At 60.5% G+C, this 14,651-nt stretch carries 16 protein-coding genes; 8 read left to right on the forward strand and 8 right to left on the reverse strand.

Annotated features, from left to right (window positions below):
- Positions 1-2: 2 nt before the first annotated feature.
- Positions 3-602: a gamma-glutamyl kinase gene (locus Q1A89_RS08000; RefSeq protein ID WP_299725762.1), complete on the reverse strand. Its 600-nt coding sequence runs from the start codon at positions 600-602 to the stop codon at positions 3-5.
- Positions 603-800: 198 nt separating this feature from the next.
- Here Q1A89_RS08000 and recA point away from each other — a divergent pair, with 198 nt between their 5' ends.
- The 4 genes from recA (at position 801) to Q1A89_RS08020 (ending at position 5,806) form a co-directional block, all read left to right on the forward strand.
- Positions 801-1,880, forward strand: coding sequence for a recombinase RecA (gene recA, locus Q1A89_RS08005; RefSeq protein WP_299725765.1), 1,080 nt, complete (start codon positions 801-803; stop codon positions 1,878-1,880).
- 165 nt (positions 1,881-2,045) lie between these two features.
- On the forward strand, positions 2,046-4,700 hold the full coding sequence (gene alaS, locus Q1A89_RS08010) for an alanine--tRNA ligase (protein WP_299725768.1): 2,655 nt from the start codon (positions 2,046-2,048) through the stop codon (positions 4,698-4,700).
- 1 nt (position 4,701) lies between these two features.
- Complete coding sequence (locus Q1A89_RS08015; RefSeq protein ID WP_299725771.1) at positions 4,702-4,989, forward strand: DUF1330 domain-containing protein; 288 nt, start codon at positions 4,702-4,704, stop codon at positions 4,987-4,989.
- 259 nt (positions 4,990-5,248) lie between these two features.
- Positions 5,249-5,806: a hypothetical protein gene (locus tag Q1A89_RS08020; RefSeq protein WP_299725774.1), complete on the forward strand. Its 558-nt coding sequence runs from the start codon at positions 5,249-5,251 to the stop codon at positions 5,804-5,806.
- A gap of 27 nt (positions 5,807-5,833) precedes the next feature.
- On the opposite strand, the gene typA is transcribed toward Q1A89_RS08020, so the two are convergent.
- The 3 genes from typA to Q1A89_RS08035 all read right to left on the reverse strand — a co-directional run bounded on the left by typA (position 5,834) and on the right by Q1A89_RS08035 (position 8,564).
- The gene (typA, locus tag Q1A89_RS08025) at positions 5,834-7,651 is read right to left on the reverse strand and encodes a translational GTPase TypA (RefSeq protein WP_299725777.1); all 1,818 of its coding nucleotides are present in this window, start codon (positions 7,649-7,651) and stop codon (positions 5,834-5,836) included.
- Between the two features lie 106 nt (positions 7,652-7,757).
- The gene (locus tag Q1A89_RS08030) at positions 7,758-8,093 is read right to left on the reverse strand and encodes an SMR family transporter (RefSeq protein WP_299725780.1); all 336 of its coding nucleotides are present in this window, start codon (positions 8,091-8,093) and stop codon (positions 7,758-7,760) included.
- Positions 8,094-8,105: 12 nt separating this feature from the next.
- Positions 8,106-8,564: an Lrp/AsnC family transcriptional regulator gene (locus Q1A89_RS08035; protein WP_299725783.1), complete on the reverse strand. Its 459-nt coding sequence runs from the start codon at positions 8,562-8,564 to the stop codon at positions 8,106-8,108.
- A gap of 118 nt (positions 8,565-8,682) precedes the next feature.
- On the opposite strand from Q1A89_RS08035, the gene Q1A89_RS08040 reads away from it, so the two are divergent.
- Together Q1A89_RS08040 and Q1A89_RS08045 are read left to right on the forward strand one after the other, a co-directional pair.
- Complete coding sequence (locus Q1A89_RS08040; protein ID WP_299725786.1) at positions 8,683-8,889, forward strand: DUF6356 family protein; 207 nt, start codon at positions 8,683-8,685, stop codon at positions 8,887-8,889.
- A 3-nt stretch (positions 8,890-8,892) separates the two neighbouring features.
- Positions 8,893-9,687 carry a class II glutamine amidotransferase gene (locus Q1A89_RS08045; RefSeq protein WP_299725789.1) on the forward strand — a complete coding sequence of 265 codons (795 nt, stop codon included), beginning with the start codon at positions 8,893-8,895 and terminating at the stop codon, positions 9,685-9,687.
- Positions 9,688-9,714: 27 nt separating this feature from the next.
- Here the strand turns inward: Q1A89_RS08045 and Q1A89_RS08050 are convergent, their stop codons facing one another.
- Together Q1A89_RS08050 and Q1A89_RS08055 are read right to left on the reverse strand one after the other, a co-directional pair.
- Positions 9,715-10,506, reverse strand: coding sequence for a hypothetical protein (locus Q1A89_RS08050; protein ID WP_299725792.1), 792 nt, complete (start codon positions 10,504-10,506; stop codon positions 9,715-9,717).
- A gap of 90 nt (positions 10,507-10,596) precedes the next feature.
- Complete coding sequence (locus Q1A89_RS08055) at positions 10,597-11,811, reverse strand: NADP-dependent isocitrate dehydrogenase (protein WP_299725795.1); 1,215 nt, start codon at positions 11,809-11,811, stop codon at positions 10,597-10,599.
- Between the two features lie 605 nt (positions 11,812-12,416).
- On the opposite strand from Q1A89_RS08055, the gene Q1A89_RS08060 reads away from it, so the two are divergent.
- On the forward strand, positions 12,417-13,046 hold the full coding sequence (locus tag Q1A89_RS08060) for a VPLPA-CTERM sorting domain-containing protein (protein ID WP_299725798.1): 630 nt from the start codon (positions 12,417-12,419) through the stop codon (positions 13,044-13,046).
- Between the two features lie 73 nt (positions 13,047-13,119).
- On the opposite strand, the gene Q1A89_RS08065 is transcribed toward Q1A89_RS08060, so the two are convergent.
- On the reverse strand, positions 13,120-13,359 hold the full coding sequence (locus Q1A89_RS08065) for a hypothetical protein (protein ID WP_299725801.1): 240 nt from the start codon (positions 13,357-13,359) through the stop codon (positions 13,120-13,122).
- Positions 13,359-14,012 (reverse strand): alpha/beta hydrolase, encoded by a 654-nt coding sequence (locus tag Q1A89_RS08070; protein WP_299725804.1) that lies wholly within the window; start codon positions 14,010-14,012, stop codon positions 13,359-13,361. The genes Q1A89_RS08065 and Q1A89_RS08070 overlap by 1 nt, the downstream gene beginning before the upstream one ends.
- 160 nt (positions 14,013-14,172) lie before the next feature.
- Here Q1A89_RS08070 and Q1A89_RS08075 point away from each other — a divergent pair, with 160 nt between their 5' ends.
- Entirely contained in the window at positions 14,173-14,634 is a 462-nt protein-coding gene (locus Q1A89_RS08075) for an Rrf2 family transcriptional regulator (RefSeq protein WP_299725806.1), read from the forward strand.
- Positions 14,635-14,651 lie beyond the last annotated feature (17 nt).

Here is a 14,651-nt window from a genome sequence, read left to right on the forward strand (position 1 = left end):
GTTCAGTCCCGCGGAATGCTCTCGTAGAGCGCGTATTCCTCGCCGAACTTGCGCCGATATCTCTGCTCCACGTCCGTGCTCAGGTTTAGCGGCACGTCAGGTGAGACATTTGCCCGCTCAAGTTCAAAGCTGACACCCAGCCTTTCGTTCAGGAAACGTTGCAGGCGCGGCTGGTCCTCATAGCGAAACAGATGGGTCACATGGGTGCCGTTGGGCTGGCTTTCCAGAAATTTGAACTGGCTGCCCACATCGGCGAAACCGGGCTTTTTGCCCTTCATATAGGCCAGCACGAAATCGTCAAAACTGATGTCATGGGTGGCGTTGGGTTTGCCTTGCATGAATGGACGCTGGCGATAGCGCCACCAACTCCCGAGCCAACTGATCGGCTCACGCATCACCGCCATTACTTCAAGATCGACATCGCACACCTTGGCAAACATCGGACGTACGAACCGGTTGTAGCGATAGACGGGTGCATGTTTCAGCATAGGCGGTTCGGAAATCACCAGATCCGCGTGATCGCGCAGCGCGGCCTCATAGGCGGTCGTGCCGGTCTTGGGCACCGACAAAAACGCCAGTTTTGCTTTGTAAAACACCAACACTGCCCGCGCCTTCTCCGTTTTCCGCCAAATTGGCGTTTTGCGTAAACTACTCCTTAACCACTCACGGCAAAAGGTGGGTGTAGAGAATTTTATTGAAATGTTCCACTTTTGGTCCCATAAGGAACGCAAGGGGAACATCGAAGCAGCTGCGGCAATGATTGCCGCCCCCGAGCGGGTATGACACAAGGGATCAAATTCATGGCAACGGCAGACCTTTTGACAATGACAGACAAAAAATCGGCAGACAAACAGAAGGCGCTGGACAGTGCGCTGGCCCAGATCGAACGTCAGTTCGGCAAAGGCTCAATCATGAAGCTGGGCGACAAGGGTGCTGTGATGGATATCACCGCCAGTTCGACCGGTTCACTGGGGCTTGATATCGCCCTTGGCATTGGCGGATTGCCCATGGGGCGGATCGTCGAGATCTATGGCCCTGAATCCTCGGGTAAAACCACGCTGACCCTGCATTGCGTAGCCGAACAGCAGAAATCCGGCGGTGTCTGCGCCTTTGTGGATGCCGAGCATGCGCTGGATCCGCAATATGCCAAAAAGCTGGGCGTGAACCTGGACGAATTGCTGATCTCGCAGCCCGACACCGGCGAACAGGCGCTCGAAATCACCGACACGCTGGTGCGTTCGGGGGCGGTAAACATGGTGGTGGTCGATTCGGTTGCGGCCCTCACACCCAAGTCCGAGCTCGAGGGCGATATGGGCGACAGCAGCGTCGGCGTGCAGGCCCGTCTGATGAGCCAGGCGATGCGCAAATTGACCGGCTCGATCAGCCGCAGCAATTGCATGGTCATCTTCATCAACCAGATCCGGATGAAGATCGGCGTCATGTTCGGCTCGCCCGAAACGACGACCGGCGGCAATGCGCTGAAATTCTACTCCTCCGTCCGCCTTGATATCCGCCGCATTGGTGCGCTCAAGGACCGCGACGAAGTGGTTGGCAACGCCACCCGCGTCAAAGTGGTCAAGAACAAGGTGGCCCCGCCGTTCAAGCAGGTCGAATTCGACATCATGTACGGTGAGGGCATCTCCAAAATGGGCGAGTTGCTGGACCTTGGGGTCAAGGCTGGCGTGGTCGAAAAGTCAGGCTCTTGGTTCAGTTACGGTGACGAGCGGATCGGGCAGGGCCGTGAAAACGCCAAGACCTTCCTCAAGGAAAATGACCGCATCGCGATCGAGATTGAAGATAAAATCCGCGCCGCACACGGACTCGATTTCGATATGGCCGAGGCCGAAAAAGTCGAGGACGACGACATTCTCGAAGCCTGACCAGTCGGGCATGGGGGCGGCCCGGAATGCCCCTGACGTGCCAGACGTGGTGCGGACAATACTCGGGATGGGGTGGTGCGACGGCGCCACCCCGTTTCGTTTGTGGACAGTCCGCGCGCGCAGGGCTATGTCAGAGCGACCATCCAGACGCCCGGGGTTTTTGCCATGCCATCGCTCAATGATATCCGCTCGACCTTTCTGAATTACTTTGAAAAACAGGGACATGCGGTGGTTCCCTCCAGCCCGCTGGTGCCCCGCAACGACCCCACCTTGATGTTCGTGAACTCAGGCATGGTGCAGTTCAAGAACCTGTTCACCGGCGTGGAAAAGCGTGACTACAACCGTGCGACCAGCTCGCAGAAATGCGTCCGCGCTGGCGGCAAGCACAACGATCTGGACAATGTCGGCTACACCGCGCGTCACCACACGTTTTTCGAGATGCTCGGCAATTTCAGTTTTGGCGATTACTTCAAGGCCGAAGCGATCCCGTTCGCCTGGAACCTGATCACCAAGGAATTCGGCATCTCGCCGGACCGGCTGTCAGTCACCGTCTATCACACCGACGACGAGGCCTACGAGATCTGGAAAAAGCTGGGCGTGCCGGAATCGCGCATCATCCGCATCGCGACCTCTGACAACTTCTGGCAGATGGGTCCGACGGGTCCCTGTGGGCCCTGTACCGAAATTTTTTATGATCACGGCGATCACATCTGGGGTGGCCCTCCCGGCAGTCCCGAGGAAGACGGTGACCGGTTCATCGAGATCTGGAACATCGTGTTCATGCAGAACGAGCAGTTCGAGGACGGCAGCATGGTCGACCTGGACATGCAGTCCATTGACACCGGCATGGGCCTTGAGCGGATTGGCGCGCTCTTGCAGGGCAGCCATGACAACTATGACACCGACCTGTTCAAATCGCTGATCGAGGCCTCGGCCGATGCCACCAGCGTCGATCCCTATGGGGATCAGAACGTGCATCACCGCGTGATTGCGGACCATTTGCGCTCGACCTCGTTCCTGATTGCGGATGGGGTGATGCCGTCCAATGACGGGCGTGGATATGTGCTGCGTCGGATCATGCGTCGTGCAATGCGCCATGCGCATTTGCTGGGTGCCAAGGACCCGGTGATGTACTGCCTTGTGCCGACGCTGGTGCGCCAGATGGGCGCGGCATACCCCGAACTGGGGCAGGCACAGGCGCTGATCACAGATACGCTGCAGGCCGAAGAGGTGCGGTTCAAGCAAACGCTGGATCGTGGTCTGAAACTGCTTGAGGACGAGGTGAGCGGATTGGCTGAAGGGGCTGATCTGCCCGGCCAAGCGGCCTTCAAACTTTATGACACGTTTGGTTTCCCTCTCGATCTGACGCAGGATGCCCTGCGCGAACTAGGGCGCGGCGTGGATACGGATGGGTTTGACGCCGCCATGGCCGAGCAAAAGGCCAAGGCCCGCGCGGCCTGGTCCGGCTCTGGCGAGGCGGCGGATGCGACCGTCTGGTTTGACGTGGCCGAAGCCCATGGCGCGACGGAGTTTCTGGGCTATGACACAGAGACAGCCGAGGGCCAGATCGTGGCGCTGGTGCAGGACGGGACCGAAAGTGACAAGGCCGAGACGGGTGCCACGGTTCAGATCGCGCTGAACCAGACCCCGTTTTATGCCGAAAGCGGCGGGCAGGTCGGCGATACCGGCGTGATCCGCACGGACAGCGGTGAGGCTGAAATCACCGATACGCGCAAGACGGCTGATGTATTCATCCACCTTGGGAAAGTCACAAAAGGCAGCATTTCCAAAGGGGAAGCGGCTGTTCTTGAAGTCGATAATGCGCGTCGCAGTGCCATTCGCGCCAACCACTCGGCAACGCATCTGTTGCACGAGGCTTTGCGTGGCGCCTTGGGGGATCATGTGGCGCAGCGTGGATCGCTGAATGCGCCGGATCGGTTGCGCTTTGACTTTTCGCATGGTGCGGCGGTGAGTGCGGACGACCTTGCGCGTATCGAGGCCGAGGTGAACGGCTATATCCGTCAGAACGCGCTGGTCGATACGCGGATCATGACGCCGGACGATGCGCGCGCGCTTGGGGCGCAGGCGCTGTTCGGCGAGAAATACGGCGATGAAGTGCGTGTTGTGTCGATGGGCACGCAAGACGGTTCGGGCAAGGGCGCCAACGGAGACACCTATTCGCTTGAACTGTGCGGCGGCACCCATGTGCGCCAGACCGGGGATATTGGCGCCTTCGTCGCACTTGGCGACAGCGCATCGAGTGCGGGCGTGCGCCGGATCGAGGCCCTGACCGGGCAGGCAGCGATGGACCATCTGCGCGCGCAAGACACGGTGCTGAGCGCGGTTGCCGCCGAGCTTAAGGCGCAGACGCAGGACGTGCCCGCCCGCATCAAAGCGCTGCTGGACGAACGCAAGGCGCTCGCTGGCGAAGTCGCGCAATTGCGTCGCGAACTGGCGATGTCCGGTGGCGGTCAGGCCGCACCCGAGGCCGAACAGGTCAACGGCACCGCCTTTCTGGCGCAGGTGCTAAACGGTGTGACGGGCAAGGATCTGCCCGCCCTGATCGACGAACACAAATCCCGCCTTGGCAGCGGCGCCATCCTGTTGATCGCTGACAGCGACGGCAAAGTGGCCGTAGCCGCAGGCGTGACCGAAGACAAGACGGCCACGCTCAGCGCGGTCGATCTGGTCAAGGCCGCGGTCGCAGAACTGGGCGGTAAGGGCGGCGGCGGTCGCCCCGACCTTGCCCAGGGCGGAGCCAAGGAAATCAGCAACGCCGACGCGGCCATCGCGGCGGCCAAATCGGTATTGGGAGGATAAGATGCCAGCACTCTGGATTGCGCATGTCACGGTGACGGACGAAGAGGCCTACAAGAAATATGCTGCAGGGGCGGGTGTTGCGATTGCCGAACATGGCGGCACGTTTATCGCCCGCGGCGGGCGCTATGTGCAACTGGAAGGCAAGGACCGTCCGCGCAATGTGGTGGCCAAGTTTCCGGACGTTGAAACGGCGGAAAAGTGTTATCATTCAGAGACCTATCAAGCGGCTCTCGCCTTTGCGCGCAACGCGTCCGAACGTGAGTTGCTGATCGTCGAAACCTCTGAATAGGCCCGCCGCCGCAGCCGTCGACCCACACAGTTAACCGACAGAAAAACATCCCGATCCGCCCGTGTGGATCGGCGCCCACCCGCATAGCGGGTTTTTCGACTCGCCGAATTATGTTAATACATGAGTGCAGCGCAATTTCAGCGCCTGCAGAACAGGGGCGATCCGACCCCGTCTGTTTTATCGCCCCGAATATTCTCAAACGCATGTGCGCCTTGCGTCCTGTCAGGACGTGCATGCCCATTCTTCGGGAGGTTTTGTTATGTCTTTGGCCAAGCTCAATGTGTGGGTCAGTGCGTTGGATGATCCGTGCAAGATCAGCAACCGCACTTGGTATATCAATGTTTACAATTGCGATGGGTCCATCCTGCGGTGGTGCGGGCACGAATATGCCGTCATCCCCGCGCCGTGCGGGCACCGCACGCTTCATGTGCCGCCGGGCTGTTACCGGATCAACGCGGTCTGGAGCTTCCGGATCGGCAACGGGTTTTATTACGTGAACCATTTCACCGACAGCGCCGTGGTGCAGGCCCGTTGCGACACTGAGCAGTGCCTGACACTGTTCAACCCAAGTGCGCACCGTTGTGGCCGCATCTTCCTGGCTGCTGTTCAGGATGCCGTGCGTCAAAAGGCGGTGCCGCAAGAGGCCGCCCGCGCAGCCCAGGACGGTATCGATCAGGTGCTCAAGCACATTCCGCGGCCCATGCGCCCCTTCGAGCTTGAAAATCTGGACGAGATCGAAAAACGCGTGCGCGAGATCGACGAGCGGCGCGGCGAGGAAGACCTCAAACCCGAAGGTGTCTTTCCCGATCTGAACTAGCGCGTCAGGAGGCGGTAACCACGCTGCTCAGCCGGCCCGCGCCATCCGTTTGCGCTCGTGCGGGTCAAGAAAGCGCTTGCGCAGGCGGATTGCATTGGGGGTGACCTCGACCAGCTCGTCATCGTCGATATAGGCGATTGCCTCTTCAAGGCTGAGTGTGATCGGCGTGGTCAACCGCACCGCTTCGTCCGTGCCGGAAGCGCGCACGTTGGTCAGCTTTTTGCCTTTGAGCGGGTTCACTTCCAGATCGTTGTCGCGGCTGTGTTCACCGATGATCATGCCCGTATAGACGTCTGCCTGCGCGCCGATGAACATGCGCCCGCGCTCTTCGAGGTTCCACAGCGCAAAGGCGACCGACTGGCCGTTTTCCATCGAGATCAGCACACCTGCGCGCCGCCCCGGGATCGGGCCCTTGTGCGGTGCCCATTCGTGGAACACCCGGTTCAGCACGCCTGTGCCGCGCGTGTCGGTCAGAAATTCGCCGTGATAGCCGATCAGCCCGCGTGAGGGCACATGGGCGATGATACGTGTTTTGCCCGCACCGGCGGGTTTCATCTCGACCAGATTGCCGCGCCGAACACCGGTCAGTTTTTCGATCACAGAGCCGGAATATTCGTCATCGACGTCGATTGTCGCCTCTTCGATGGGCTCGTGGCGCACGCCGTCGATGTCCTGAAACAGCACCTGCGGGCGGGAAATCGACAACTCGAAGCCTTCGCGGCGCATGTTTTCGATCAGCACGCCCATTTGCAATTCGCCCCGTCCTGCGACCTCGAAGGCGTCGCCGCCGGGGGTGTCGCTGATCTTGATCGCGACATTGGATTCGGCCTCTTTCATCAACCGATCCCGGATCACGCGTGACTGCACCTTTTTGCCATCTCGGCCCGCCAGCGGGCTGTCGTTGATGCCGAAGGTCACAGTAATGGTGGGCGGATCGATGGGCTGGGCGGGCAGGGCCTCGGAGACGGATGTCGCGACGATTGAATCCGCCACCGTCGCTTTCGACATACCCGCGAGGCTGACGATGTCGCCCGCTTCGGCCAGATCGATGGGCTGCTGGCCAAGGCCGCGGAAGGCGAGGATCTTGGTGCAGCGGAAGTTTTCAATCAACGTGCCGTCGCGGCTCAACGCCTTGACGGTTTCGCCAGCTTTCAGCGTGCCGGATTCAACGCGGCCTGTGAGGATACGCCCGATGAACGGGTCCGCGCCCAGCGTGGTCGCCAGCATGCGGAAGGGTTCTTCGCGCGCGGCGATCTGCGCCGGGGCCGGAACGTGTTTGATCACCAGATCGAACAGCGCGGTCAGATCCTTGCGCGGGCCGTCCAGCTCCATATCCGCCCAGCCATTGCGCCCCGACGCGTACATGTGCGGGAAATCCAGCTGGTCGTCATTCGCGCCGAGATTGGCAAAGAGATCAAAACATTCATCCAGCGCCCGGTCCGGTTCGGCATCGGGCTTGTCCACCTTGTTCAGGACCACGATGGGGCGCAGGCCGAGCGCAAGTGCCTTGGAGGTCACGAATTTTGTCTGCGGCATCGGCCCTTCGGCGGCATCGACCAGCAGCACGACGCCGTCGACCATCGAAAGTATGCGCTCAACCTCACCACCGAAATCGGCGTGGCCGGGGGTGTCCACGATATTGATGCGATGGCCCTGCCATTCGACAGATGTCGCCTTGGCCAGAATGGTGATCCCGCGCTCGCGCTCCAGATCGTTGCTGTCCATGGCCCGTTCGGTTGTGGCCTGGTTCTCGCGATAGGTGCCCGACTGCTTGAGCAATTCGTCCACCAGCGTGGTCTTGCCGTGGTCAACGTGGGCGATGATGGCGATATTGCGCAGATCCATTTCGGGCCTCTTTCAAGCGGAAAAGCCCGAGGGTTCGGGCTGTTGTGGGCGCCATAACGCGCCGCGCTGCAGAAAGAAAGGTCTGTTATGGGCTCGTGCTGGGGCGTCAGTGCGTCGCAGTGTTGGAAAAGAGCTGAATGACCACGATCCCGCCGATGATCATGGCCAGTCCAATGAGGGCGGCGAGATCTAGAACCTGGCCAAACACGGCGAACCCGATGCACGCGATCAGCACGATGCCGAGGCCCGACCAGAGCGCATAGGCGATGCCCACGGGGATGTATTTGAGCGCAATGCCGAGGAAGTAGAAGGCCACCGCGTAGGCAATCACCACCAGCACCGTTGGGCCGACCCGGGTGAACTGGTTGCTGGCCTGCAAGGCTGTCGTGCCGATGGTTTCCGCCGCCACAGCGACGATCAGGTAGATGTAGTGCAGCGGCATGTGGCGGTCCTTTCAAAGGGGCAGGGCGGTGCTGTCCTTGATCTCTTCCATCACGAAACTTGCCGCGACATCAGCGATGGGCACAAGGTGAATCAGCTGCTGGTAAAGTGCGTCATAGCCGGCCATATCCTTGACCCGCGCGCGGATGAGGTAATCCAGATCGCCGGTCATCCGGTAGACGCTGAGGATGCCGGGAATGGTGCGCGTGGCCCGGCTGAACTTGGCCTGCCAGTCGGGATCGTGGCTTTGCGTGCGCACCTGCATGAACACCATCAGCCCCAGATCCACCGCGCCGGGATCGACCAGCGTCACGCGTCCCTTGATCACGCCCGCCTCTTCCAGCGCGCGGATGCGCCGCCAACAGGCGTTGCGCGACAGGTTCACCGTCGCGCCCAAGGTTTCCAGCGATTGCCCCGCATCGCGTTGCAATTCGGAGAGGATACGGCGATCTGCGTCATCAATTGTCAACATGATATGAAGAATAGTGGAAAAATATCCCGTTCACAATCACCTCTGTGCGATATTTGGGAAAATTTCATCCCCGCCGCAGCGTAAAACCAAGGAAACCGCAGATACAGGAGCCACGACCATGATTGCACGCATTTTCCTCGATCATCCCGCCAAGGTGGATGAGACGTTCTTTGAGCACATGGCATTTGCGCTCAAGTTTTCGGGGCTGTTGTTTGCGGCGGCGGGCGCGGCGCTTGTCCATGCGATCATTCCCTGCCTGTTCGAAAAGACCGCCAGCCGGATCATCGCGCAGCTTTATGCCCGCACCCACAATCGCGGCCAGTAAAACATGTGTCGTTGGGCCGCGTGGCAAGGCGCGCCGCTGTTTCTGGGCCAGATCGTCACAGCGCCGGATCATTCGCTGATCGAACAGTCCCGCGATGCCAGCAAGTGCAAGACGGCGATTAATGCCGATGGCTTTGGACTGGCCTGGTATGACCAGCGGCCCGAACCGGGGCTTTACCGCGATGTCTTTCCGGCATGGTCCGATCCCAATCTGAAATCTCTGGCCGAACAGGTGCGCGCGCGCCTGTTCATGGCCCATGTGCGCGCCTCGACCGGGACGGCCACCAGCCGCAACAACTGTCATCCGTTCACCAGGGGCAACTGGACGTTCATGCACAACGGACAGGTGGGTGGATTTGACAGCTTTCGCCGCCGCGCCGAAGGGCTGATTTCGGACGCCGATTTTGCCCACCGCAAGGGTGCCACGGACAGCGAGGCGCTGTTTCTGACCGCCTGCGCGCGCGGGCTTGAGGCGGACCCGAAGGCCGCCCTTGGGTCTGCTGTGGCCACGTTCGAGCAGATGTCTCGCGAGGCGGGCGCGGGCCCGCATATGCGCCTGACAGCCGCGCTGAGCGACGGGCACACGCTATATGCCGTGCGCTACGCGTCGGACGATTTTGCGCCCTCTCTGTTTTATCAGTGGAGCGCGGAGTGGGGCGGATGGGCGGTTGTGTCCGAACCCTTCGACACTGTGGGCGGGACGTGGAAAGAAGTGCCAAAGGGCAGCTTTTGCACCTTTACCCCAACCGCTTGCCAGATTGAGCGCTTTGAACCGACCCTGGTGAAAGCGGCCGCTTAGAGCTGTGATAACAGGGGTCGAACAGCCTCACCCCGGCGCCGCCAGCATCGCGTCATAGACTTCGACCAATGGCGTCTGGTCGATCTCGATCAACCCGCGTCGGGGTCGGTCGAGATCAATGATGATGAATACCAGCACCACGATCAGAGCCATCATCGCATAGGCCGGAACGCCGGGGCGCGTGTTGGCCTGAGAGGCGGTGAATCCCATGATCACCGCCAGCACCATGAAAGTACCGAACATCAGGAACAGGACCAGTTCCGGCACGTGGCGTTCGACGGCGGCATCGCGTGCGGCCAGCGCGTCAATCATGTCGTTGAGACTGGTCACAAAGCTGGTCACGACCGGGGATTTCTCGGTGCGGGCGACGTCGGTCGCGATGCGCCAGACCTCGTTGAAGGTGGCGTTGGCCTTGGCCACAAGGGCCGCACGCGCCTCGATTTCCGAGGCCGGGACCGCGACCGCATCAATACGTGCCGCTGTATAGCCGCGCAGCAGAACCTGTGCGGCGGCCTGCGCCCCTTCGGGCAGCAGATCGGTGCGCAGCCAGGCGGTGCCGATGGCGTTGGCCTCGTGCACCACGTGGCCGGAGCGGTCGTCATGGCGGGCGAGCGACAGCGAAAAGGTGAAACCAAGCAGCAGCGCCAGCAGACCGGTCAGCGCGCCCTGCACGGTGTTGGACTGTGCGCGGGTCTGATCGTCGGCGCGCCCTTCGGTGCGGTCGAGCATATGCCCGATGACCAGCGCGATCAGCATTCCGATCAGCAGGGCAAGCGCGATGATGGGGGTGGGGATGTCGTACATGAGTTCTCTTTGCATCAAAGCAGGTCCTGCCACAGGTGTCGGAATCAGATCAGTGGCAACGAAAAAGGGCGGCCCGTCAAGGCCGCCCCGTCGTCATATCAGTGTTCAGCCCGCAAGGGCCTTGTTCAGATTTTCGTCAATCTTTTCAAGGAAACCCATGGTGGTCAGCCATTTCTGATCGGGACCGACCAGAAGCGCGAGGTCCTTGGTCATGTCACCGCTTTCAACCGTGTCCACGATGACCTTTTCCAGCGTCGTGGCAAAGTTCATCAGGGGCGCGTTGTCGTCCAGCTTGGCGCGGTGCTTGAGGCCGCCGGTCCATGCATAGATCGACGCGATCGAGTTGGTCGAGGTTTCCTCGCCCTTCTGGTGCTGACGGTAGTGGCGGGTCACGGTGCCGTGCGCGGCCTCGGCCTCGACGATCTTGCCATCGGGTGTCATCAGCTGGCTGGTCATCAGACCCAGAGAGCCGAACCCTTGCGCAACCGTGTCGGACTGCACGTCGCCGTCGTAGTTCTTGCAGGCCCAGACGAACCCGCCGGACCACTTCATCGCGGCCGCAACCATGTCGTCGATCAGGCGGTGCTCATAGGTGATGCCTGCTTCTTTGAACTTGGCTTCGAATTCGGTCTCAAAGATCTCTTGAAAGATCAGCATGAACTGGCCGTCATACTGTTTCAGGATGGTGTTCTTGGTCGACAGGTACACAGGCCAGCCAAGGTTCAGACCGTAGTTCAGCGAGGCGCGGGCAAAGTCGCGGATCGACTCGTCAAGGTTGTACATGCCCATGTAGACGCCCGAAGAGGGGGCCTTGAACACTTCGCGCTCGTCCACGGTGCCGTCTTCGCCGACGAATTTCATGGTCAGAGTGCCGGGGCCGGGGAATTTCATGTCCGTGGCGCGGTACTGGTCGCCAAAGGCGTGGCGGCCAATCACGATGGGCTTGGTCCAGCCGGGCACGAGGCGGGGCACGTTCGAGCAGATGATCGGCTGGCGGAACACGACGCCGCCAAGGATGTTACGGATGGTGCCGTTGGGGCTGCGCCACATCTGTTTGAGGCCGAATTCCTCGACCCGTGCCTCGTCGGGCGTGATGGTCGCACATTTGACCGCAACGCCGACTTCCTTGGTTTTTTCCGCGGAATCGATGGTGATCTGGTCGTTGGTCTCGTCGCGGGCCTCGATGCCCAGATCATAGTAGAGCAGATCAATGTCGAGATAGGGCGTGATCAGTTTCTTTTTGATGAAGTCCCAGATGATCCGGGTCATCTCGTCTCCGTCCATCTCGACGATGGGGTTTTCCACCTTGATCTTGGTCATGCGGGCATCCTTTTCGGGCTTGGCTGAAATTCTGCGCTTCGCTTAGCGTGTCTGAGGGGATTTGGAAAGCGGTATACGACTGTATACCGCGACATGAGCGCGCAAGGCTGGCGCCGCCATGTGATAGTGGAGGGGAGAGTGATCCAGGCCCACGAAGTGTGCGGGAGTTACTCGATTGCCCTCATGGGGACGTCGTGGCGCTGTCGCCCGATCGTTGGTCGCCAAAGCCGAGTATGGTTCACCCGTAGTCTTGGTGCAGTTGTCAGGGCGGGGGTATGGTTCGGGCAAAGCTGTCGGAACGCCGCCAGACGCCTGATCCAAAGACTGTTCCGAGTGAGGTCGACGCGCGGCCAAACTGCGCAATATTGGCCGATGGAACAGCCGCAAGCCCAAAGTGATTCGCCTGAACACGACCGGGCCCGCCACCCTTCAAACACGGGCCTGCCATGGTCTGAACACAGTCTGCACAGGGCTGCCACAAAGGCGTAGCTTTCAGGTCGCACCTTTCCCACTTTCTTGGGTTTTTGGTGAAGAAATCCTTAACGCGTTGACGAAGACGGCCCTGACTTGGATGCTGTCAGTGGGGCATAGATATGGAGTAGGTGATGAGTACCTTCACGAAGTCCGTATGCGCCCTGACGGTCGCTGCGGCATTTATGGCAGCACCGGCCTCTGCGGCCATTGTATCTGCCGACTTCAGAGCGGAATTCGATCTGCCCGAAGCATCCTTCGGGTCCGGCGCACGTGTGCTGGAAAACCTGGGCGCCTCGGTGGGTGCGGGTGTCGAGCTGGACGCTGACGACGAGATCGCCAACCCGAGTTCCTGGGACGGTGGGGTCGATGTCGATCTGGCCGCCGATGGCCTGTTGACGCTCACCGGACGTGAAGAGGGTTTTGGCGGCGATTTCGATTTCGCCAGTGTCATGATCTCCAACGTGATGTTCAGCCAGGGTCAGGAAATCATCGGTTTCACCGTGGTTGGCGGCACCGGCATCTTCTCAAGCGCGGGCCTGTCCCCGTTCCCGACCGTGCGCATCGGGTCTGACTTCCTGTCGCTGTCGGTGGACACCACCGGATCGGGCAATGTGTCAGACTTCTTCTTTGCCGAAGGTGGCACAGCCATTTTCCAGCTGGAACTGTCGCCCCCTCAGGTTCCACTGCCCGCGGGCGGTTTGCTGCTTGGGGCTGCTGTGATGGGCCTTGGCCTGGCGCGGCGCAAAAAGCGCACAGCCTGAACGCGATCACCTGAAAAAAAAGGCCGCGCAGCGAGATCAATCGCTGCGCGGCCTTTTTCTATTGCGTGTCAGGTCACTCGGCCTTTTGCGCGTCCTCATGGGCCTTGAGCCGTTGAGCCAGGAACTTGCGGCCCGCATCATTGGCCATCCGCGTACGGATCGCGGTCAGAAACGCCTCTTCCAGCGTTTGTGAGGACGCACCCAGCACGTCACCCACCTGCATGAACAGACGGTCATCGCCAACCTCGTTCTGAACGGCAAGGCATTCCTCGGCCAGTTTGTTGGCCATCTCGATGACGACGGGATCCGCCATCAGCGCGTCGTCTCTGTCAGGCGGCGTTTCACGTAATCGGTTGTGTGCCCGATCAGTGTGTCCATATGCGGCTGTTCAAAGAAGTGGCCCGCACCTTCAACCTCGGTATGGGTGATAGTGATGCCTTTTTGCTCGTGCAGCTTGTTGACCAGACCCACCGTATCGGCGGGCGGCGCGACGCGGTCAGCGCTGCCGTTGATGATCAGGCCCGAGGACGGGCAGGGCGCAAGGAACGAAAAGTCGTACATGTTGGCCGGGGGCGACACAGAGATGAACCCGGTGATCTCGGGACGGCGCATGAGTAGCTGCATCCCGATCCACGCGCCAAAGCTGAAGCCCGCGACCCAGCAGTGTTTGGAGTTGTTGTTCATCGATTGCAGGTAGTCGAGCGCGGAGGCCGCATCAGAGAGCTCGCCAATCCCCTGATCGTATTCGCCCTGGCTGCGCCCCACGCCGCGAAAGTTGAACCGCAGCACGGTGAAACCCATGTTGAAAAACGCATAGTGCAGCGCGTGCACCACTTTGTGGTTCATCGTCCCGCCAAATTGCGGGTGCGGGTGCAGCACAATGGCAATCGGTGCGTCGCGTTCTTTTTGAGGGTGATAGCGGCCTTCGAGGCGGCCTTCGGGTCCGGGAAAAATGACCTCGGGCATGTCAGTGTCTGTCCTCGTGCGTCTTTTGGTGATCCGATTTCTTGACGAATTTTATCGGATACCTTAGAACGGTTCTAATTTCATGGGCAGGCTCACGTCCCTGCGGTGGAAAAGCATGTATGGCCTTCGGGCGCGCACGTCAATTGGGGGCGTTTGTCTTATGAAACTGTCGACCAAAGGACGCTATGCCATGGTGGCGCTCAGCGACATCGCGATGCAGCCCGCTGACCAGTTGGTGAGCCTTGGAGACATCTCGGCCCGTCAGGATATCTCGCTGCCCTATCTCGAGCAGTTGTTCGTCAAGCTGCGCCGCGCCGAACTTGTGGCTTCGGTCCGGGGTCCGGGTGGCGGATACCGCCTGACCCGTTCGCCATCGGACATTCGCGTCTCGGACATTCTTGCGGCCGTCGACGAAAAGGTCGATGCGATGCACAAAGGTGCAGGGGCGTCCGGCGCAGCATCCGGATCCAAGGCGCAGTCACTCACCAACCGGCTGTGGGAGGGGTTATCCGCCCATGTCTATGTGTTCCTGCACCAGACCCGCCTGTCGGATGTGATCGGCAATGAGCTTGCCCCGTGCCCGGCGGTGCCCAACCTGATGGCCGTGGTCGATGAGAGCTGATGTCGACTGGGGGCCAG

It is taken from the genome of uncultured Tateyamaria sp. (assembly GCF_947503045.1).
Taxonomy (GTDB): Bacteria; Pseudomonadota; Alphaproteobacteria; order Rhodobacterales; family Rhodobacteraceae; genus Tateyamaria.

Coding starts and splice junctions, on each gene's coding strand:
- recA (WP_299725765.1), top strand. CDS start 801: ATGGCAACGGCAGACCTTTTGACAATGACAGACAAAAAATCGGCAGAC.
- alaS (WP_299725768.1), top strand. CDS start 2,046: ATGCCATCGCTCAATGATATCCGCTCGACCTTTCTGAATTACTTTGAA.
- Q1A89_RS08015 (WP_299725771.1), top strand. CDS start 4,702: ATGCCAGCACTCTGGATTGCGCATGTCACGGTGACGGACGAAGAGGCC.
- Q1A89_RS08020 (WP_299725774.1), top strand. CDS start 5,249: ATGTCTTTGGCCAAGCTCAATGTGTGGGTCAGTGCGTTGGATGATCCG.
- typA (WP_299725777.1), bottom strand. CDS start 7,651: ATGGATCTGCGCAATATCGCCATCATCGCCCACGTTGACCACGGCAAG.
- Q1A89_RS08030 (WP_299725780.1), bottom strand. CDS start 8,093: ATGCCGCTGCACTACATCTACCTGATCGTCGCTGTGGCGGCGGAAACC.
- Q1A89_RS08035 (WP_299725783.1), bottom strand. CDS start 8,564: ATGTTGACAATTGATGACGCAGATCGCCGTATCCTCTCCGAATTGCAA.
- Q1A89_RS08040 (WP_299725786.1), top strand. CDS start 8,683: ATGATTGCACGCATTTTCCTCGATCATCCCGCCAAGGTGGATGAGACG.
- Q1A89_RS08045 (WP_299725789.1), top strand. CDS start 8,893: ATGTGTCGTTGGGCCGCGTGGCAAGGCGCGCCGCTGTTTCTGGGCCAG.
- Q1A89_RS08050 (WP_299725792.1), bottom strand. CDS start 10,506: ATGCAAAGAGAACTCATGTACGACATCCCCACCCCCATCATCGCGCTT.
- Q1A89_RS08055 (WP_299725795.1), bottom strand. CDS start 11,811: ATGACCAAGATCAAGGTGGAAAACCCCATCGTCGAGATGGACGGAGAC.
- Q1A89_RS08060 (WP_299725798.1), top strand. CDS start 12,417: ATGAGTACCTTCACGAAGTCCGTATGCGCCCTGACGGTCGCTGCGGCA.
- Q1A89_RS08065 (WP_299725801.1), bottom strand. CDS start 13,359: ATGGCGGATCCCGTCGTCATCGAGATGGCCAACAAACTGGCCGAGGAA.
- Q1A89_RS08070 (WP_299725804.1), bottom strand. CDS start 14,012: ATGCCCGAGGTCATTTTTCCCGGACCCGAAGGCCGCCTCGAAGGCCGC.
- Q1A89_RS08075 (WP_299725806.1), top strand. CDS start 14,173: ATGAAACTGTCGACCAAAGGACGCTATGCCATGGTGGCGCTCAGCGAC.